The organism is Rhodococcus sp. O3 (assembly GCF_048897285.1).
Taxonomy (GTDB): domain Bacteria; phylum Actinomycetota; class Actinomycetes; order Mycobacteriales; family Mycobacteriaceae; genus Rhodococcus.
Genome location: NZ_JBMBTE010000042.1, coordinates 26,218 through 44,162 on the forward strand (window position 1 = coordinate 26,218; position 17,945 = coordinate 44,162).

The 17,945-nt window shown below is 69.8% G+C and carries 16 protein-coding genes and 1 pseudogene; 10 read left to right on the forward strand and 7 right to left on the reverse strand.

Going from position 1 to position 17,945, the window contains the following annotated elements:
• Positions 1 to 3: 3 nt before the first annotated feature.
• The 3 genes from ACN675_RS14070 to ACN675_RS14080 form a co-directional block, all read right to left on the reverse strand.
• Positions 4 to 711: a hypothetical protein gene (locus tag ACN675_RS14070; RefSeq protein WP_420751428.1), complete on the reverse strand. Its 708-nt coding sequence runs from the start codon at positions 709 to 711 to the stop codon at positions 4 to 6.
• A complete protein-coding gene (locus ACN675_RS14075) occupies positions 675 to 1,301 on the reverse strand; it encodes a hypothetical protein (protein WP_420751429.1) in 627 nt (208 codons plus the stop codon). The genes ACN675_RS14070 and ACN675_RS14075 overlap by 37 nt, the downstream gene beginning before the upstream one ends.
• Positions 1,302 to 1,434: 133 nt before the next feature.
• Positions 1,435 to 1,893 (reverse strand): 6,7-dimethyl-8-ribityllumazine synthase, encoded by a 459-nt coding sequence (locus ACN675_RS14080; RefSeq protein ID WP_420751430.1) that lies wholly within the window; start codon positions 1,891 to 1,893, stop codon positions 1,435 to 1,437.
• 153 nt (positions 1,894 to 2,046) lie between these two features.
• Between ACN675_RS14080 and ACN675_RS14085 the strand changes: the two genes are divergently transcribed.
• Entirely contained in the window at positions 2,047 to 3,132 is a 1,086-nt protein-coding gene (locus ACN675_RS14085; protein WP_420751431.1) for a helix-turn-helix domain-containing protein, read from the forward strand.
• Positions 3,133 to 3,141: 9 nt separating this feature from the next.
• Here the strand turns inward: ACN675_RS14085 and ACN675_RS14090 are convergent, their stop codons facing one another.
• On the reverse strand, positions 3,142 to 4,200 hold the full coding sequence (locus tag ACN675_RS14090) for an integrase (RefSeq protein WP_420751442.1): 1,059 nt from the start codon (positions 4,198 to 4,200) through the stop codon (positions 3,142 to 3,144).
• A 238-nt stretch (positions 4,201 to 4,438) separates the two neighbouring features.
• On the opposite strand from ACN675_RS14090, the gene ACN675_RS14095 reads away from it, so the two are divergent.
• Both ACN675_RS14095 and ACN675_RS14100 read left to right on the forward strand, forming a co-directional pair.
• Positions 4,439 to 4,756: a hypothetical protein gene (locus tag ACN675_RS14095; RefSeq protein WP_420751432.1), complete on the forward strand. Its 318-nt coding sequence runs from the start codon at positions 4,439 to 4,441 to the stop codon at positions 4,754 to 4,756.
• 337 nt (positions 4,757 to 5,093) lie between these two features.
• The gene (locus ACN675_RS14100) at positions 5,094 to 6,167 is read left to right on the forward strand and encodes a hypothetical protein (RefSeq protein ID WP_420751433.1); all 1,074 of its coding nucleotides are present in this window, start codon (positions 5,094 to 5,096) and stop codon (positions 6,165 to 6,167) included.
• Positions 6,168 to 6,200: 33 nt separating this feature from the next.
• On the opposite strand, the gene ACN675_RS14105 is transcribed toward ACN675_RS14100, so the two are convergent.
• Together ACN675_RS14105 and ACN675_RS14110 are read right to left on the reverse strand one after the other, a co-directional pair.
• Positions 6,201 to 6,563 carry a Zn-ribbon domain-containing OB-fold protein gene (locus tag ACN675_RS14105; RefSeq protein WP_420751434.1) on the reverse strand — a complete coding sequence of 121 codons (363 nt, stop codon included), beginning with the start codon at positions 6,561 to 6,563 and terminating at the stop codon, positions 6,201 to 6,203.
• Between the two features lie 528 nt (positions 6,564 to 7,091).
• Complete coding sequence (locus ACN675_RS14110; RefSeq protein ID WP_420751435.1) at positions 7,092 to 8,405, reverse strand: PucR family transcriptional regulator; 1,314 nt, start codon at positions 8,403 to 8,405, stop codon at positions 7,092 to 7,094.
• Between the two features lie 315 nt (positions 8,406 to 8,720).
• Between ACN675_RS14110 and ACN675_RS14115 the strand changes: the two genes are divergently transcribed.
• The 4 genes from ACN675_RS14115 (at position 8,721) to ACN675_RS14130 (ending at position 12,485) form a co-directional block, all read left to right on the forward strand.
• Entirely contained in the window at positions 8,721 to 9,497 is a 777-nt protein-coding gene (locus ACN675_RS14115; protein ID WP_420751436.1) for an ArsR family transcriptional regulator, read from the forward strand.
• Positions 9,498 to 9,510: 13 nt separating this feature from the next.
• Positions 9,511 to 9,903, forward strand: coding sequence for a VOC family protein (locus tag ACN675_RS14120; protein ID WP_420751437.1), 393 nt, complete (start codon positions 9,511 to 9,513; stop codon positions 9,901 to 9,903).
• A 207-nt stretch (positions 9,904 to 10,110) separates the two neighbouring features.
• The gene (locus ACN675_RS14125; RefSeq protein ID WP_420751438.1) at positions 10,111 to 11,595 is read left to right on the forward strand and encodes a WS/DGAT/MGAT family O-acyltransferase; all 1,485 of its coding nucleotides are present in this window, start codon (positions 10,111 to 10,113) and stop codon (positions 11,593 to 11,595) included.
• Entirely contained in the window at positions 11,592 to 12,485 is an 894-nt protein-coding gene (locus tag ACN675_RS14130; RefSeq protein ID WP_420751439.1) for an aminoglycoside phosphotransferase family protein, read from the forward strand. Before ACN675_RS14125 ends, ACN675_RS14130 begins: the two co-directional genes overlap by 4 nt.
• A gap of 10 nt (positions 12,486 to 12,495) precedes the next feature.
• Here the strand turns inward: ACN675_RS14130 and ACN675_RS14135 are convergent, their stop codons facing one another.
• The gene (locus ACN675_RS14135) at positions 12,496 to 13,758 is read right to left on the reverse strand and encodes a PE-PPE domain-containing protein (protein ID WP_420751440.1); all 1,263 of its coding nucleotides are present in this window, start codon (positions 13,756 to 13,758) and stop codon (positions 12,496 to 12,498) included.
• A 315-nt stretch (positions 13,759 to 14,073) separates the two neighbouring features.
• On the opposite strand from ACN675_RS14135, the gene ACN675_RS14140 reads away from it, so the two are divergent.
• From ACN675_RS14140 to ACN675_RS14150, 3 genes and pseudogenes are all read left to right on the forward strand, one after another.
• Positions 14,074 to 15,528, forward strand: coding sequence for a TIGR02677 family protein (locus ACN675_RS14140; protein WP_420751443.1), 1,455 nt, complete (start codon positions 14,074 to 14,076; stop codon positions 15,526 to 15,528).
• Positions 15,525 to 16,913, forward strand: a complete 1,389-nt coding sequence (locus ACN675_RS14145; RefSeq protein ID WP_420751441.1) for a TIGR02678 family protein — start codon at positions 15,525 to 15,527, stop codon at positions 16,911 to 16,913. The genes ACN675_RS14140 and ACN675_RS14145 overlap by 4 nt, the downstream gene beginning before the upstream one ends.
• Positions 16,910 to 17,945, forward strand: a pseudogene (locus tag ACN675_RS14150) (TIGR02680 family protein); the annotation flags it as partial. The gene ACN675_RS14145 and the pseudogene ACN675_RS14150, both read left to right, overlap by 4 nt.

Below are 17,945 nucleotides of genomic sequence, written 5' to 3' on the forward strand. Positions count from 1 at the left end.
CCGTCAGGGTTCGGCGGTCACATCGTCTCCCGGGCTTTTCGGCTGCCCGGCCGGACGTCGCCGCAACCAACCGATTCCCATGCCCAACGCCACGATCGAGACACCCACCACCACTGCCGAAACCCGATGTCCACTACCGCTCGTCGTTCCGATCCCCTCTCCCTGCAGCGGCGCGTATGCGGTCCACCCGTATCTCGCAGACAGGGGCACGAGGATCGCTGCCGGGGCCGCGAGTGCCGTCATCATGATGGTCGGCGCCGCCGGCAGACACGAGGCGACGAGAAACGCGGCCGCGAGGGGAAGGACCCCGAGCACGGCGACCAGGTGGATGTTGTCCCACGGTGGGCTCTCCACCAGGCCGGTCACGGCCACGACAACGAGTCCGACGATGCCGAACCACGGGCGGCGCACCCGGATGCCCACCACCGACCCGAGCGCGGCCAGCGCCGCCGGAATCAGCAGCGTCCACCACTGCTCCGTGTACCACGCAAGTTCGCTCGGACCGACGAACGCCACCGCTGTCCCGGCGAGCAGCACAGCGCCCGACGGACCCGGAATCCATGCGGCCGCAGCGAGGGTGACCGGAATCAGAGCCAGCCCACCCCACCACCAGCCCGTGAACACCGTGTTTCCGTGCAGGCCGCTCACCGCCCCGACGAAACGCCAGTGCAGGATCAGCCAGACCGCGGGGAGAACGATCCCGACGAGCACTCCCTCCCCCGCAACCGGGCATCTTCCGTGGGGACGGTCCCGGTGTCCGCCTGCCACATCAGCACGAACACGGCGAGTACCGCCGCTGCGACGAGCACCAGGAGAACCACGTCGGGCTCGGACGACGCCGGCAGATAGTCGGCATACCGGCGCGGCGACGACTCACGTCCCAGCCGCGCAAGAGGTTCGGCACACAGGATCCCTGCGAGAGCTCCTGCTGCGACAGCGACCTGACCGCGTCCAGCGCCGAGTGGTGGAACAGTCCCGGCCAGGGCACCGAGGAGCAGGCCTGCCCCGGACGCTGCAGCGAACACCCCGTACTCGCCTCCCCACTGTGCCGCCGAGAGACCGATCAACACGAGTCCGACCGCGGCCGCAAACGCCCGGTGCGACCGAATCCGCATTCCCCAGGCGACCACCGCAGCGATGAATGCGCCCAGGGTCACTCCGACGGCGCCGCCGGAGAACAGCAGGCCGACCCTGCTGCCACCGGTGATGAACGCGAACGAGTCGGTGGTGGTCGATGCCAGGGCCGATCCCGCGGCGAACGCTCCGACGGCGAGACACAGTTGGAGACTGCGAGGGCGCATGAATCACACGTTTCAGGACGGTGTGGGTTTCGGACGGGCGGCGCGCCGAGCGGGTGATCAGTTCGAGATATTTCGGGTTTCCGTCTCGTCCGGATCAACGCCCGGACGAGACGGAACGGGAATGGGAGAAGCGCTACTCGGTCGGCAGCGACCGCAGCGACTTCACCGTCGCATCGACGGCCCGTGCAGCCTCGGCGCCCTTCTTCACGAAGTGCCGGGTGAAGTACTCGATGTGCTCGTCGTGCTCGTGGAAGTTGTGCGGCGTGAGCACGACGGAGAAGACCGGCACGTCCGTGTCCAGCTGGACACGCATCAGGCCGTCGATCACCGCGGTCGCGACGAAATCGTGCCGGTAGATGCCGCCGTCGACGACCAGCCCGGCCGCAACGATGCCGTCGTAGCGCCCGGTCTGCGCGAGCCGGCGGGCATGAAGCGGAATCTCGAACGCGCCCGGCACCTCGAAGAACTCCAGCGAGTCCGTGGAATGCCCCAGCGCCACCATCTCGTCGGTGAAGCCCACCCGGGCCTGATCGACGATGCTGCGATGCCACGTGGCCTGGATGAACGCGTACCGACCGAGACTGTCACTCATGGCGTCGAAACTATCGCATCGGGCTCCCCTGCCCCGCGCCGACAGGCGCAGCGGACTCCCCCGGGGCCGTCCTGGTGACCAAGGGCCCGCAACGGACACCGATTCCGAAATTCTTGCCGTTCCGTTGCGGACAGAGAGAGTACTGTGGTTGGTGTGACTGTTGCGGATGATTCCACGGGGTCGGTCGAGGTCGTCGGTCCTCGCCCCGAACGCCACATCGATATCTACCGCCGAGCGGTGGCGAGCCTCGAGGCCTGCCTTCCCCTCGGATGGTCGGTGACCGCCGACCGCGCCCGCTCCCCCGAGGCACCCAAGCGCATTCTCGTCACCGCTCCCGACGGCGACTCCGTCTCCTATTCCGTCATCACGTCCCGCGGTGTACTCAGCGGCGACATCGCGCGGATCGCGGCCGAACTCACCGAGTCCGACCGCGGGTTCGTGTGCGCCCACTACCTGTCCGATCCGGTGCGCCGCCAGCTCGACCAGCACGGCATCTCCTACGCCGACGCCACCGGCAATCTCACGCTCGTCGCCGCCCGGCCCGCGATCTGGGTGCGTAACCGCGGTGCCGATGCGGATCCGTGGCGTGGGCCCGGCCGGCCTTCGGGCGTGCTGACCGGCGAGCCGTCCGAGCGGGTCGTGCGGGCACTCGCCGACCATGTCGGCGACATGTCGGTTCCCGAGCTGATCAAGCTGTCCGGCGCATCCACCGGCGCCGCGTACCGGGTGGTCGAGGTCCTCACCGAACGCGAGCTGATCCGCCGGATCCCCCGAGGCCCGATCACCTCCGTGCGGTGGGAACCGATGCTGCGAGCCTGGGCGGCCGATCGGAAGCCTTGTGCCACTCGCAGTTTCGCCGCGCCCGACGGTCTCGATGCGGTGCGGACCCAGCTCGCCGAGCGAATCGACCTCGGGTATGTCCTGACCGGCGTGGGTGCGACCGACTACGCACCCACGGATCTGCTCGAGGTGTACGCCGACGATCCGGACGAGTTCGCCGCCGCCCTGGGGCTGCGCCCGGTCGACCGCGCCGCGGACGTCGTGGTGGCGATCCCGTGGACGCCGGTGGTCTTCGACCGGATGGAACGGCGGGAGGGGTTGCGGTTCGTCGCACCCGCGCACGTCTACGCGGATCTGCTGGCCGGACCGTTCCGCAATCCGGACGCGGCCGACCATCTGAGGTCCCGCATGGAGGCGGACGAGTCGTGGTGGCGGCGGCCGGTCGGACGCGGTCGGTGACGGTTCCGCTCAGAGCCCGAGCTCGGTGACGGCATTGCCGACGAGGCCGGCGTGGTGGCGGCTGTAGAGCGCGACCATCCGCTCGTCGGCGTGCCCGGTCTGCGTCATGATCGTCTGCGTCGTGGCGCCGTTGCGCACCGCCTGGGTGACGAATCCGGCGCGCAGGCTGTGCCCGCCGAGCGTGGCCACGAGTTCCGGGCTGAAGCCGGCCTGACGGGCCCGTCGCTGGATCATCGAGTGCACCGACTGGCCGGTGAGCACTCCCGAACCGATCGAACCGGTGCGATGGACCGGCCGGAACAGGGAACGGTCCGGGCCGGCCGTGTTCGACGCCAGGCCGCGGCAGTGGTGATCGCCGAGCTCGTCCGCCGCGTCCTCGAGCAACGACACCGCGGCCGCGCGACCACCGTCGTCCCACACGTCGAGCACCTCGCGCCACCGCCGGTACGCGCACACCGGGCACGTCTGCGGATCGCGGCCGTACGGCAGCGTGACGACACGGCCGTGGGCGTCACGGTCGGTCTTGGAACGGCGGATGGTCACGTAGAGGCCGTCCGAGCGGTGCGCGACGACGTCGGAGACCGCGATGGCGCACAGTTCCGAGCGGCGCAACGCGCCCGCGAGCCCCATCAGAAGCAGCGCCGAATCGCGACGTTCGGCGACCCGGTCCGCGAACCCGGTCGCGGTCGCACGCATGGTCCCGACGATGGCCCGCACGTCCTCGGTGAGCAGCGGCGTGCGCCGAGCGGCCGGGGTCGCGCGGCTGCGCCGGATTCCCCGCAGCAGGTCGCGCACGGTCTCGTTCCGCCCCGGGACCGGCAGGCCGGCGAGAGCGTGCACCTTGTTGATCGTCGCGACCCACCGCGCCAGAGTGGACGGCGCGTACGCCCAGCGGCCGTCGGGACGGAGTTCGCCCGACTTCTCGGTGAGATACCAGCCGAGCAGTTCCGGCGATGCCGGCAGCGGGGTGTTTCCAGATCTCTCACACCAGCGAACGAACTTGTCCCAGTCGGCGGCGTGCGCGGCACGGGTGTTGTCGGAGGACGCCTTCTCGCGCAGCCGGCGCATCGCGTCCTCGGCGCCGGCCGGGAGAGTCGGTGGCGCCCCGGCCGGTCCGGGATGCGCGGGAACGCCGGAGGACACCAGTTCTGCGCCACCGACATCTTTCGTCACTGTGACACTCCCCTTCGTCCCAGTCCGCGGCCCATCCGACTCAACGCACCGTATCCACCGCGGTGAAGCACCGCCCGATGCGACGGTGGATCGGCGTGTCGACCGGAAACCCACCACAGTTCGAGGGAGGGCCATGAACATCCACGCAGTCGCCGATCCTCTGCCGACCGCCGGTGCCCGCGTCTACGGAGAACCGCACGAGACGGCGGACGGCACCACCATCATCACCGTGACGGACCTCCGTCGCCCCCGGTTCCGGCGCACCGACGCGGCGCCGGTTCCGAAGCCGTTGGGGGTCTTCGTCGTGCACGGCGGCGAGGTCCGCTGGGAAGCGGCGGTCGACGGGACCCGGATCGCACTGGTGGGCGAACTGATCGGGCTGGTCGCCGCTACGATCGCCACCCTCGCCATTCTCCGCCGGCCACCATGGCCGGATCTGCACATCAGCTGACGCTCGCACGTCCGTTTTCCCAGGTCGAGGAACCCTTCTCGCCGGTACCCGCGGGGTGCCCGGCACCGCGGTGCCGGGGGCACCCCACCCCTACCCAGTTTTTCGATCCTCGTTGCGGTCTGATCGTCATAAGTGGGGATTATGACGATCAGATCATTTTCATGCGTACGTATGCATCTATGCATGCGTGGAACGAATTTTTCTGTGGTCGGGACGAACTATCCGATGACGCCGCTGGTAACACCCAACCTGACCTGCAGTTTTACAACCTCTCCTACTTTCATTTCATTTCATTTTGTGTTACGTTACTTGTGTTGCAACGATATAAATGGTGTTCATGACGCTGAAGGGTCGAAGAATGGGCGAGAACGACGCTGCCGAGGAGTCGAAGCCGCGTGTCGGCCGGCCACGCAAGTACGCCTCCCCCGCGGATCGGGTGCGGGCGCACCGCGAACGCGAACGGCAGCGCAAGGAAGCAGCCCAGCTCGCCGAACTCACGTCCCCCGCAGATCCGGCCGAAGGCGCGAGCAACCTCGCGGCAGCGGTGTCGTCACTGCGCGCGTTGACCGCGGCGAGTCTCGAGCAGTACAACGCCGTCGCGGCACAGATCACTGCGGCCCTCGACAAGCTCACCGATCCCGCCGCGCTCGAAGCGCAGCTGAACCGCGCGTCCACCGAACTCGCGAAGGTCAAGGCCGATGCGGACGCGAAGATCGTCCGCCTGCGTGAGCAGCTGGCGAAGGCAACCGAGGATCGCGAGAACGCCGATGCAGCCGTGAGCGCCGTCGATGCCGAACTCGCCGACGCCCGCGCCGCCCACGCCGAGCAGGTGCGGGAGCTTCGGGACGCGCACCACGCCGAACTCGCCCGAGTGACCGACGATCACGCCGCGACGTTGCGTCGCTGGCAGGAACAGCTGGACGATACCCAGGAGGAGCACGAGCAGATCACCGCGGAACTGCGGAGCACCGTCTCCGAGCTGACCGCGAAGATCACCGAAACGCGGGACCTTCTCGAGCGGGCCGCCGAGGAGCGCGATCGCCTGTCCGCCGACCTGCAGGCCACGCGCGCCGAACTCACACGTGTCCGCGCGTCGCTCGAGAGGGAGTCCGCCGCGCTGGAACGCGTCGAATCGGAACTGGGCTCAGAGCGGGAACGCAGCGCGGACCTCCGCGATCGGCTCGAGCAGGCACGCGTCGCGGCCGCGTCTTCGGCGGCCGCCGAGGCGGCCGCGCGTGAGCGCGGTGACGAACTGCGTGCCGAAATCGCCGAACTGCGGACCGAGCTCACGGCCACCCGAGCCCTCCGTGCCCCCGAAAGCGTAAGGGCCCCTGAAAGTACCGAAAGGGCCAGCGAAAGCACTGAACGAACCGAGAGCAGCGAGGAGGCGAAGCGTCCCCCGGCGCAGTGACCGGCACCGCGTGTGAGCGGCCGGCGTGGGGAGTCAGGCGGCGCAGACCTCGAACACGGGGAACCGTTCGGCGGGGCACACGGACCGCAACTCCACCCGCACCGGTGCGTCGGCGCAATCGGGGAACGACCCTTCGATCTCCGAGTAGACCCACGGTCCGTCGTCGAGTTCGACGATCGCGAGCGTGACCGGCTCCTGGTCGCGGTGCCGCCCGTTCGCTGCGTGGGGCAGCACTTTCCAGGACACGATCGAGCCGGCACCGGAACAACACACCGACCGGAGTTCCGAGCTTCCGCACGAGGAGCACTTCGGTGTCTGAGGTGCCAGGGGCGTGTCGCAGTGCTCACACCGCAAGATGGTCATGCCGGAGCGAACTGGTTCGAGGTCGGCGGCCATCGAGGTCCTTTCCGCGCTAGGGATCGTCTACGAGACACAGCCGGAGCACCACGTCGCGGCTGCGTCTTTCCCCATCGAGAGGGTGACGACGGGACTCCCGTCATCACCTTCGTTCGACGGTAGGTCGCCTCCGTCCGGATTCCATCGGGCTGCCGGCACACAGAAGCCTGCGGAGCACTGGGCTGTCCGCACAGAAAACGTGGCCTCGTCCGGCTCTGCCATGGGGGTTCGTCCCGCTCGGGGCCTCCGGTGAGGACTGTCACGCCGCCGACCGCGTGCCGGGCGACGACGGCACTGTGCGCTCCGCCCGACCGGAGCAACATTCAGTGGGCACGCAGACCGGTGAATCCTCCGTAGCGCACTCCGAACTGCAGGTCCGGGGTCGGCAGATGCACGTCCTTCAGGCCGCGGCCGACCTGTTTCCCGAATCTTGCGGGCAATCGCCGAGATCGGAGAGTTCGTCCGGGCCACGGTTCCGAGCTCTCCGGCGGCCGCCGGTTGGACGGGGGTTGTCGGCGGGATTTTCGTTCACCTGGCGGGTGCGGGAGCCGCGGCCGACGGGGTGAGCACAGCGGCGCCGAGCCAGTGACACAGGGCCAGGGCGTTCTCGAGGTCGAGCCGGGATTCACGCACGCTCCGGCCGAGCAGTTCTTCGGCCTTGTTGATCCGATAGGCGACGGAGTTGCGGTGCATGTGCAACCGGGCCGCGGCGGCGATGTAACTGCCTCCGCTGGAGAGGAACTCGTACACGGTGCGGCGTAGCTGCTCGGCGCCGAGATCGTCTGCGGCGAGCGGCCCGAGGACGTCACCGACCCACGACCGGGCCGCGTCGAGGTCGTGGCACATCAACGCCACCGCACCGACCGCGCTGATCGGAACGAATCGCGGTCCCGGCAGCTGCGAGGCCTGCGCCACCGATCTGGCCTGAGCGGCCTGCCGATGGGTGCGGACGAACCCGTCGACTCCGTCTTGCGGGTCTCCGAAGGAAACGATGAACGGACGCTCCCAGCTCGCGACGATCGAGGGCAGTTCCGTGAATTCGACCTGCGAGACCCCACCGAGCGGAATCGACGCCCAGCCCGTGTGCTCGTCGAACGGTTCGAACAGCGTCCGGCTTCCCGCCCCGAAGTGGTCCGCGAGGGTGGTCACCGCCTGTTCGAGTTCGGTCAGCTCGTTGTCGACGGTCTCGGTCTCGTCGGTCCAGATCATCACGCCGAGGTGGTGCTGACCGAGCCGGTAGCCGAGTGTGGCTTCGGCGTCCGTCACCTCGATCGGGCGGCCGGCGAGGATGTCGTGGATCCGCGCGGAACGGGACGCGTTGCGGTTGAACAGCCACATGTCGCGCTCGGCCTCGTACACCGCGAGCAGGCGCTCGGATATCCCGTCGATACCGACGGACAGTTTCGTCAGGATCGCCACGCCCGCCTGCATGACCGCCTCCGCGTCGTCGCTGAGGCCCGCGAGCACCTCGAGGCACCACCGCAGGATGCAGTCCTGGGCGAGGCGATTGCTCCGGTCCACGACCGTGACCGGAAGTCCTTGCCGGGCGAGCATCCGGACGAGACCGTACGACGCGTCGGGGATCTCGATCTCGTCGAGGTCGTCGCGCAGGAACCGCGTGATGACGGCGACGCCGTCCTCCGCGGCCCGGTCGAGCATGCTCCGGGTCGGACGATCCGTGGACATCGCGCCGATCTCGGAGGTGAGCCGGTCGATCATGGCTTGCACGATCTCGGCGTGTCGTGTGACCGACAGTTCGGCGACTTCGGTCACCAGTGCGCGGGCAGCAGCACCGGGTTCGGCACCACCGCGGGCGTCTGCACGAACCTCACGAGCGGTCATCATCCTCGTTTCGGGGAGAACCTTCGATGACCGAGCGTACTGCGCTGCCGGGAAGCGGGGCGGTCGATGCCACGGGAGCCGATCCGTGAACCCCGACCCTGACCACGCGCGCCGAGCGCACCGAGGATGCGGGCTCCCGCGCGATCGAGATGCTCGGGCGGCAGACCTACCTGGGCGAGGTGGAACCGGCTGGGAACGTGCTGCCGACGCAGTTGGTGGTCCGTGGGTCCAGGGGTGCGGCCCCGTCCTGATTGTTCTCGCGTAACCCGGAAATTACATCGAATTGGTTTGATGTAATGGTGATACCCTGGGGTTATGGAGTCGGCGCGCTCTGTCCCGTCCTTCGTCCAGCTGGCCGCACATCCGGTGCGGTGGCAGTTGATGACCACCCTGTCCGGAAGCGACCATCGGGTCCGGGAGATGGTGTCCCTGATCGGGGAGCCGCAGAACCTGATCTCCTACCATCTGCGCCTGCTCCGCGACGGCGGGCTGGTGCGGGCCACCCGCAGCAGCTTCGACGGCCGCGACAGCTACTACCACCTGGACCTGGACCGGTGCACCGAGATGCTGGCCGGCGCCGGCGCCGCACTGCATCCGGCGCTGGGCCGCACCCTCGTACCCCCCGTGCCCATCCCAGGTCCTGCACCCGCACAGGTGCTGTTCGTGTGCACCGGCAACAGTGCCCGCTCGGCGATCGCGGAGGCGCTGCTGCGGCGGCGCACCGACGGCGGCGTCGAGGCGATCAGCGCCGGGACCCGGCCCAAACCGGACATGCACCCCAACACGGTGCGGGTGCTGCGCGAGGAGTTCGGGATCGACATCGCCGATCGACGTCCCCGCCATCTCGATACCCTCGCCGGCCGACGGTTCGGCACGGTCGTGACCTTGTGCGACAAGGCCCGGGAGGTCTGTCCCGAATTCGGCGACGACGACACCCGCCGGATCCACTGGAGTATCCCCGATCCGGCAGCGGCCGGCGGTTCCGACGAGGACACCTATCCGGCCTTCCGGGCCAGCGCCACCGAGATCGACACCCGCATCCGCTACCTGATCGAGGCTCTCACCGCCCCAGCACGACCCGCCCGACCCTGACAGGGAGTATCCGATGACCACCTCCGACGATTACGTCAGCGTCCGCTACCTCGTCGACGACGTGCCCGCGGCGATCGACTTCTACACCCGCCATCTCGGCTTCACCGTGCTCACCAACCCCGCACCCGCCTTCGCCGACGTGATCCGGGGTTCGTTGCGGCTGTTGCTGTCCGGGCCGGCCAGTTCGGGTGCTCGCGCCACGCCCGCGGAGTTCGCGGATCCGGGCCGCAACCGGATCCATCTCGTCGTCGGCGACCTCGACGCCGAGATCGCCCGCCTGCGCGGGGACGGCGTCGAGTTCCGCAGCACGGTGGTGGCCGGGCCGGGTGGCCGGCAGATCCTGCTCGCCGACCCCGCCGGCAACCTGGTCGAGCTGTTCCAGCCCGCCGATCGGCCCGCCGCCTGAGCTCCCTCCACCCAGCAGAATCGGACGAAAACCCCACCGATCCCCGAATCGGACCCTCCGGTTTGGCGGAACACCCCCGGATGCCGTACAAATTGTGTCGCGTCACACAACTGTGATGTGAATCATGGTTCGAGGGCACATTCCGGCGGGGTCGCAGGGGAACCCGCCACGACCTGCTCGTAACCCGAGCGGAGGAAACACATCCACATGCGTCTACCCATGTCGCCCACCGATTCGATGTTCCTTCTCGGCGAGACCCGTGATCGCCCCATGCACGTGGGCGGCCTGATTCTTCTGCAGCCCCGCGAGGGCATGACGGCCACCGACCTGAGCGCCCGGTTCACCAACTCGCTCCGCGACGACCACGTCGATCCGCTGTGGCGGAAGCGCGCGGTGCGGTCGCTCGGCACGCTCGGCCAGTGGGCCTGGGAGGAAGACCGCGAGTTCTCGCTGTCGTACCACGTCCGGCGCAATGCGCTGCCGCGGCCCGGCGGCCTCGACGAGCTGTGGGACCTGGTCTCGCGGCTCCACAGCACCTTGCTCGATCGCCACCGCCCCCTGTGGGAGGTGCACCTCATCGAGGGTCTCGCCGACGGCCGTCTCGCGGTCTACACCAAGATCCATCACGCGCTCGCCGACGGTGTCGGTGCGATGAAGTTGCTGCGCCGGGCCCTGAGCCCGGACCCGGACCGCACCGGCATGCCCGCGCCGTGGGAACCGATCGAGCCGCCGAGCCGCACCCATACCGCCGGGACCGCACTCGGTCTGCCCGAGGCCGCGATGCAGACGATCCGTGCCGCCGCCGGGGAGGCGATCGGTCTCGTTCCGGCCCTCGTCGGCACGGTCGATCGCGCGCTGCACGGCCGCGGTGGCTCCCTGTCGCTCGCCGCACCGAACACCATGATCAACGTGCCCATCTCCGGAACCCGCCGGTTCGCGGCCCGGTCGTGGCCGCTCGAGCGGCTGCGCGCGGTGGCGAAAGCGGCCGACGCCACCGTCAACGACGTCGTGCTCGCCATGTCGTCGGGGGCCCTGCGCGCGTTCCTCGGCGATCACGACGAGCTGCCCGACAAGCCGCTCGTGGCGATGGTGCCGGTGTGCCTGCGGCCCGACAAGGGCTGCTCGGGCAACGAAGTCGGCGTCCTGATGTGCAATCTGGCCACCGACGTCGCGGATCCCGCCGAGCGGCTCGCGGCGGTGTCCGCGTCGATGGGACAGGGCAAGGACGCAATGCACGGCATGTCCACGCTGTCCCGGCTCGCCACCAGCGCACTCGGCGTCGCCCCGCTGGCGGTCGGCATGCTCACCCGGAACCGGGCGCTGCCGCGACCTCCGTTCAACGTGATCGTCTCCAACGTGCCCGGCCCGGCGCACCCGCTGTACTGGAACGGCGCGCGCGTGGACGCGGTGTATCCGCTCTCCGTTCCGGTCGACGGCCAGGCCCTGAACATCACCTGCACGAGCACCGACGACTCCATCGCCTTCGGTCTGACCTCGTGCAGTCGGAGCCTGCCGCATCTGCAACCGCTGCTCGACCGCCTCGACGACGCCCTCGGCGCTCTCGAACGCGCCCATGGTCTCGCACCCGGGGCGAACGCAATCACCGTCGACCCGCTGCCCCTCCGCTCGCCGGATCCCGGGCACCGACCCGTGCAGGTGGTGGCCGAACCGGTCCCCGCGCACGCGGGGTGAGCCCGGGCCCGCGCGAAGCCGTGGACGGTGGCCCCGAGTGGGCCGCCTGGGTCGACGAATCGCCGCGTCTGCTGGCACGGATCGTCGACGAGTGGCGGCTGACGCCGGACGGCGCCGCGATCCACGGCCACCGGTCGCGGGTCCTGCCGGTGCGCGACGCCTCCGGTGGCCCGGCCGTCCTCAAGGTCGGCTTCCCCGACGAGGAGTCCGCACACGAGTACCTGGCGCTGCAGCACTGGCACGGCGACGGCGCGGCCAAACTCGTCCGGGCCGATCCCGCGCGCCGCGCGCTGCTGCTCGAGCGGCTCGGTTCCGAGGACCTGACCGGGTTGTGGGATGTGGAGGCGTGCGGGATCGCCGGGGAGCTGATGCGGCGGTTGCACCGTCCGGCGGTCCCGCGGCTGCGCCGGTTGTCCGCGCACATGGGGCGGGAGGCCGAGATCCTGGAACGGCTGCCCCGCGATGTTCCGATCCCGCACCGGCTGGTCGAGCAGGCCGCGGCGCTGGCGCGGGAGCTGACGGCCGACGAGGACGCGGCGGTGATCCTGCACGGCGACCTGCACTACGGCAACATCCTGGTCGGGGACCGTCTGCCGTGGCTCGCGATCGATCCGAAACCGCTGGCCGGGGACCCGAACTTCGAGCCGGTGCCGCTGTTGTGGCACCGCTGGGACGAGCTGGCCGGTGATGTCCGGGGTGGGTTGGTGCGCCGGTTCGAGGCGGTGGTCGATGCCGGGGGGCTCGACGAGGACCGGGCCCGCGGCTGGGTGGTGGTGCGGTCGGTGGTCGGCGCGCGCCGGACGCTCGAGAATGCTCGGGGTGCGCTGACCTCGGAACAACGCAATCGGGTGACCCGGTTCGTGACGATCGCGAAGGCGGTGCAGCGCTGATCGTCGGGGTTCACTCCCCAGCGTCGAACTGCGCGAGGGAGGCCAGGGCGTTGTCGAAACCTTCCCGGACCGTGTCGACCAGATCAGCGGTGATTTTCGTCGGGTCCGGTACGGGGATCGGCGGGATCGAGGGCGCCGGCTCGACCGGTGTCGGCCGGCCGGGGCCGGTGGCCGGTCTCCCCGGAACGGCCGGGGCGTTGCCGACGGCCTCCCTGACCGCGGCTGTCAGGTCTGCGGCGACCTTCGCCGGGTCCAACGGAGGGATCAGGCGTGCCGGGGTGGGCTGCCAGGGCGGGATGCTGCGGTCGTAGCCCTGTTCCACGATCTCGCGGGCGGTCGGCTCCACCACGTCGATCGCCGATTCGGGGACACCGAGTGTGCGCAGCGGACCGAACAACGGCAGGTCTTCGGTCGGGAAGAAGTAGTAGCTCGTGTCGCCGTGGGTGCCCTGGAAAGCCGACGACGCCGCAGGATCGGCCAGGCTGACGTCGAACGGGTACGAATGCACGTAGAAGAAGCCCAGAAGCGCGTTCACATCGGCGACGAGGTTGAGCGGATACGCCGGGAAGTCGGCGAAGAAATCGTACTGCCGGGTGACCACCACCGTGTCGAACTGGGTGTCGGTCGGCTCGGGGCCGTCGAACGACCAATCGAGGATCGGGATGTAGAGGCCGGGGAACCGAGCGAAGAAGCCACCGTTCGGAACGTTGAAATCCCCGCCGAGCACGAAGTCGACATCGGGAGCCGGGGTTCCTGCCGGATATTGCTCGGCGAGCTTGCGCTTCTCCATGTTCGCCAGGATCGCGCTCTGCGAGTACCCGTAGATCACCAGATGGTCGTTGCCGTGCGCGGCCATCGCCTGCTCCAGATCGTCCAGCCCTGCCCGCAGCGACTGGTTCAGGGTGCGATCGAAGAGCCCCGAAAGTTTCCACCACGGCTCGTCCGGCCAGCCCGGGGCACCGGGTCCCCAGATTTCCGGGGGTCCGAGCACGAATTCGAGGACGCGCAGGACTCCACCGAGGGGCCAGCCCTCCTCGGGGGTCGTCACCGCGACGGGCGTGATCGTCTGCCCCGGATGAGTCGGCACGATGAACTTGTCCATCACGTTCTCGACCCAGTAGTCGTCGGGGGTCGGGACGGTTGAGGTGCCCATGATCAGCGCGGTTGTCGCCGACAACGTCACCGGCGGCGCCACCGTCGTCGTGACGCCCAGCACGATGCTGCCGAGCAGCGCCATCGCGGCGAGGCCGACAGCCTCTGCGGTGCGTGCCACCGCGCGACCCGGACGCTTCGACCGGACCGCGAAAACCGACGTCTCGAAGCATCGTGGGTGTCCCATGACAACGCCTTTTCGCTGGCCCGGGGTCTCATTCCATGATCGACGGATCGGCAGTTCCTGTGGGCCGGATTACGAAAGTTGGGCTCGTGGCCGATCGTGCCGCTCGGGAAGCAGTTCGAGATGGCGTGACCGACACGGTCGGCGGGTGATGCGGGTGCGGCGCCCCGGTCCGCCTACCCTGTCACGGTGAGTGAAACAGTGCAGTCCCATCCCGGCAGGGTCGAGGACCCGATCGCGCGGGGTGAGCGGCTGCGGCTGTTCTCGTTCGCGACCGCGGAGAAGCGCGCCGAGTATCTGTGGGTGTTGCGGGCGTTCGACCATGCCCGCGCCAACTATGTGGTGTTGCTGCATGCCGGGGAGGTCGCGTCGATCCTCGGGCGGATCGGCGGGGACGATCCGGCGGCGGCGTTGTCGGCGCAGGACGTCACCCCGCTGCTCGAGCAGCTGCACGCGTGGGGTCTGCTCGAGCGCAGCTACGACGGGACGCGGGCGGCGACGCTCGCCGAGTACCGGAACCGGCATTTCGTGTATCAGTTCACCCGGCCCGGTTATCACGCGTTCCGGGCGGTGGAGGACGTGCTGAGCGGCCGCGGGGAGGATGCGTCGCTGTCGCGGCTGGCGCTGGCGGATCTGCTGGCGGATCTGACCGATCTCGCGGCGGCGAACGAGGCGGGTGACGGTGAGCTGGTCATCCGCAAGCTCACGCGGCTCGATGCGACGTTGTCGGACATGGCCGAACGCGCGGCCCGGTTCTATCTCGTGCTCGGTGACATGGTGCGGACCACGGAGATCACACCGGAGGTGTTCCTGGCGCACAAGGACGCGTTGCTGATGCACATGCGCGAGTTCAGTTCGGATCTGGCGCGGTTCGCGCCGAAGCTGACCGCCGCGCTCGAGCGGGTGCAGGACACCGGTGTCGAGCAGCTGCTGGCGCGGGCCGCGGCACACGACGAACGGGTCCTGTTGCCGGTCGAGGAGCGGGAGGCGGACTGGCGGTCGCGGTGGCGCGGCATCGAGCACTGGTTCGCCGGGGTGGGATCGGCGCCGAGCGAGGCCGATCGGTTGCGTGAGGGCACGATGAGCGCGATCGCCGCGGTGCTGGCGTTGCTGCGGCGTGTCACCGAGACCCGCAAGGGCGGGGTGAGCCGGGAGTCGCAGTTGCGGCACCTGGCGGGGTGGTTCGCGGCCGCGCCGAGCGAGGAGGCGGCGCACGCCCTGTTCGGGGTGGTGTTCGATCTGGGCCGGCCGCGGCATTTCGCGATGCCGCACGCGGATGCGGAGGCGGTGCCGATCGGGATGTCGTGGTGGGAGGCGCCGCCGGTGGAGATCTCCCGGACGCTCGCCGAGACGGGCCGCACCCCGTCGGCGGGGGCGCCGGGCAAGGTGGTGCGGAACGAGTCCGGGATCCGGCGGCTGCGGGAGGTGCAGCTCGAGGCGCAGCGTCGCCGCGCGGCGGCCGCGGCGTCGCTGGCCACCGGGGGTGTGCGGGAGCGGGAGTTGTCGGAGGCCGAGACCGAGGTGCTGTTGGGTCTGCTGGATGCGGCGTTGTCGGCGCGGGTGCCGATCAGTGCGCGCGTGGGTCATTCGGCGACGGGTTCGGGGAACGGGGTGACGTTGACGTTGACGCCGAGCGCGGAGTCGATGGTGGTGCACACGGCGCGGGGCCGGTTGCATCTGGACGGTCTGTCGGTGGACGTGCGGTGAAGGCGCGGAGCATTCCGTCGCTCGAGCTGGATTCGTTCCAGCGGGCGGTGCGGTTGATTCTCACTCACCATCTGGTGACGGTGTCGTATCCGGATCCGAATGCGCTGCCGCTGGTGCGGCGGTGGGCGACGGAGTTGCGCGCCGATCTGCTCGAGGTGTTCGGGTATCGGCTCGAGGTGACCGAGACGACGGCCCGGTTGTTCACGGTCACGGATCGGCTCGACCCGGGTGCGGGCACGTCGACGGTGTCGGATCGGCCGTTCGATCGGCGTCGCTACGCGTATCTGGCGTTGGCGCTGGCGGCGCTGGGGCGGGCCGGCAACCAGATCAGCCTGTCCGAGCTGGCCGAGCACGTGGCGGCGGAGGCGTCGCAGGTCGACGGGGTGGAGCTGGCGGCGGACCGGGCCGCGGACCGGGACGCGTTCGTCGATGCGGTGGCGTGGTTGTGCACGCGGGGTGCGATCACCTTGGCCGACGGGGATGCGGGCCGGTGGGCGTCGGATCCGGAGGTCGGTGAGGCCCTGTACGACATCGACCGGGCGGTGGTGACGGCGTTGTTGCGGCCGCCGCGGGTGTTGCAGCATCTGCGGTCGGTGCGCGGGTTGCTGGCCGACGGCGGCGTCCCGGCGGATCCGGAGCGTCCGGTCGCGGCGGCGGAGGTCGCGCGGCGGGTGCGCCGCGCGCTGGTGCAGCGGCCGGTGCTGTACGCGGAGGAACTCGACGACGCGGAGGCGTTGCAGTTGGCGTTGCCGCGGACCGCGGCGGATGTGGAGTTGCTGACCGGTCTGGTCGCCGAGCGTCGCGCCGAGGGCGTGGCGCTGGTGGATTCCTCGGGCCGCCTGTCGGACCTGCGGTTTCCCGGTACCGGGTCGGTGGCGCAGTTGGCGTTGCTGCTGGCCGGGGAGATCAGTGTCCGGGTGCTCGAGGACGGGGACGACGGGCTGCTGCGCATGCCGTTGCCCGCGGACGGTCACGAGGCGCTGGTGGCGGCGGTGGATGCGGCGATCCCCGCGGCGGGGGTGTTCGCGGCGCTCGTCGTGGAGGACGGCGCAGGGTCGGGTTCCGATCCGCTGCCGGAGCCGGCCGAGGAACGGCCGGCGGCGCTGCATCCGCTGATCGAGGACGGCTGGCTGGCCTCGACGGTCGGGCAGCTCGTCGACGCCTACGGGCGCACGTTCGCGGCGCAGTGGCAGGCGGATCCGGCCGGGTTGGCCGCGGCGGCGCTGGATCTGCTGGAGAAGCTGCGGCTGGTGGTGCGGGTGCCCGGTGGGGTGCTGGCGTTGCCGGCGCTGGCGCGCTACCGCGGGGTCACGGTCACCGTCCGGGAGCGGGACCCGCAGATCGATCTGTATCCGGGAGACTCGAGCGAGGCGGAGTTGTCATGAGCAGTGCCCGTTTCCGGCCGACACGGGCCGGGATCATCAACCTGTGGGACTACCGGGACCAGGAGTTCTCGTTCGCCGACGGGCGCCTGGTACTGCGCGGTCCGAACGGGTCGGGCAAGACCAAGGCCCTCGAGGTGCTGTTCCCGTTCGTGTTCGACGGCCGGATCGAGCCGCGCCGCCTGAATCCGTTCGCCGGTGAGGAACGCACGATGCGGTCGAACCTGCTCTACCGCGGGCAGGACAGCGCGTATTCGTATGTGTGGATGGAGTTCTGCCGCGGCGACCGCGACGATCCGGAGGCCGTGACGGTCGGCATCGGGATGCGCGCCACCCGCGGCAACGACAAGGTCACCCGCTGGTATTTCGTCGTCGACGGCCGGGTCGGAGTGGACTTCTCGCTGCTCGACGCCGAGGATCGGCCGCTGACCCGCAAGCAGCTGATCGACGAGGTCGGCGCGGACGCGGTGTCGGATCGGCCGGTGGACTACCGGGCGGCGATCGACGCGCGGCTGTTCGGGCTCGGCGCGCAACGCTACGAGCAGCTGATCAATCTGATCCTCACGCTGCGGCGGCCACAGCTGGCGAAGAACCTCGACCCGAAGGGGTTGTCGCAGGCGCTGACCGACGGTCTGCGCCCGCTGGACGACCGGCTGGTGCTCGAGGCGGCCCGCTCGTTCTCCGACATGGAGGAGGTCGCGCGGGTGCTCGAGTCGCTGTCGGCGGCGGACGAGGCAGCGCAGCGGTTCGTCACGGTGTACGGGAAGTACCTGCGGCAGCAGGCGCGGGCGGACGTCGAGCAGGTCGCGGCGCGGCTGGCGGCGGTCGACGCCGGGATCGAGACGCTGCACGCCGCGGCGGCGGACCGGCTGCGGTCCGGGACCGAACGTGCGAGCGTCGAGCAGCAGCTCGCCGAGACCGAGCGGGAACTCGAGCAGGCCCGCGCGAATCTCGAGGCGCTGCAACGGTCGAGCGCGTACGAGGGCAAACAGCAGCTCGACGACCTGGCGCAGGCCGTCGCGAATCTCGAACGCA

Coding starts and splice junctions, on each gene's coding strand:
- ACN675_RS14125 (WP_420751438.1), top strand. CDS start 10,111: ATGCGTCTACCCATGTCGCCCACCGATTCGATGTTCCTTCTCGGCGAG.
- ACN675_RS14115 (WP_420751436.1), top strand. CDS start 8,721: ATGGAGTCGGCGCGCTCTGTCCCGTCCTTCGTCCAGCTGGCCGCACAT.
- ACN675_RS14100 (WP_420751433.1), top strand. CDS start 5,094: ATGACGCTGAAGGGTCGAAGAATGGGCGAGAACGACGCTGCCGAGGAG.
- ACN675_RS14075 (WP_420751429.1), bottom strand. CDS start 1,301: ATGCGCCCTCGCAGTCTCCAACTGTGTCTCGCCGTCGGAGCGTTCGCC.
- ACN675_RS14110 (WP_420751435.1), bottom strand. CDS start 8,405: ATGACCGCTCGTGAGGTTCGTGCAGACGCCCGCGGTGGTGCCGAACCC.
- ACN675_RS14120 (WP_420751437.1), top strand. CDS start 9,511: ATGACCACCTCCGACGATTACGTCAGCGTCCGCTACCTCGTCGACGAC.
- ACN675_RS14095 (WP_420751432.1), top strand. CDS start 4,439: ATGAACATCCACGCAGTCGCCGATCCTCTGCCGACCGCCGGTGCCCGC.
- ACN675_RS14090 (WP_420751442.1), bottom strand. CDS start 4,200: ATGCGCCGGCTGCGCGAGAAGGCGTCCTCCGACAACACCCGTGCCGCG.
- ACN675_RS14080 (WP_420751430.1), bottom strand. CDS start 1,893: ATGAGTGACAGTCTCGGTCGGTACGCGTTCATCCAGGCCACGTGGCAT.
- ACN675_RS14105 (WP_420751434.1), bottom strand. CDS start 6,563: ATGGCCGCCGACCTCGAACCAGTTCGCTCCGGCATGACCATCTTGCGG.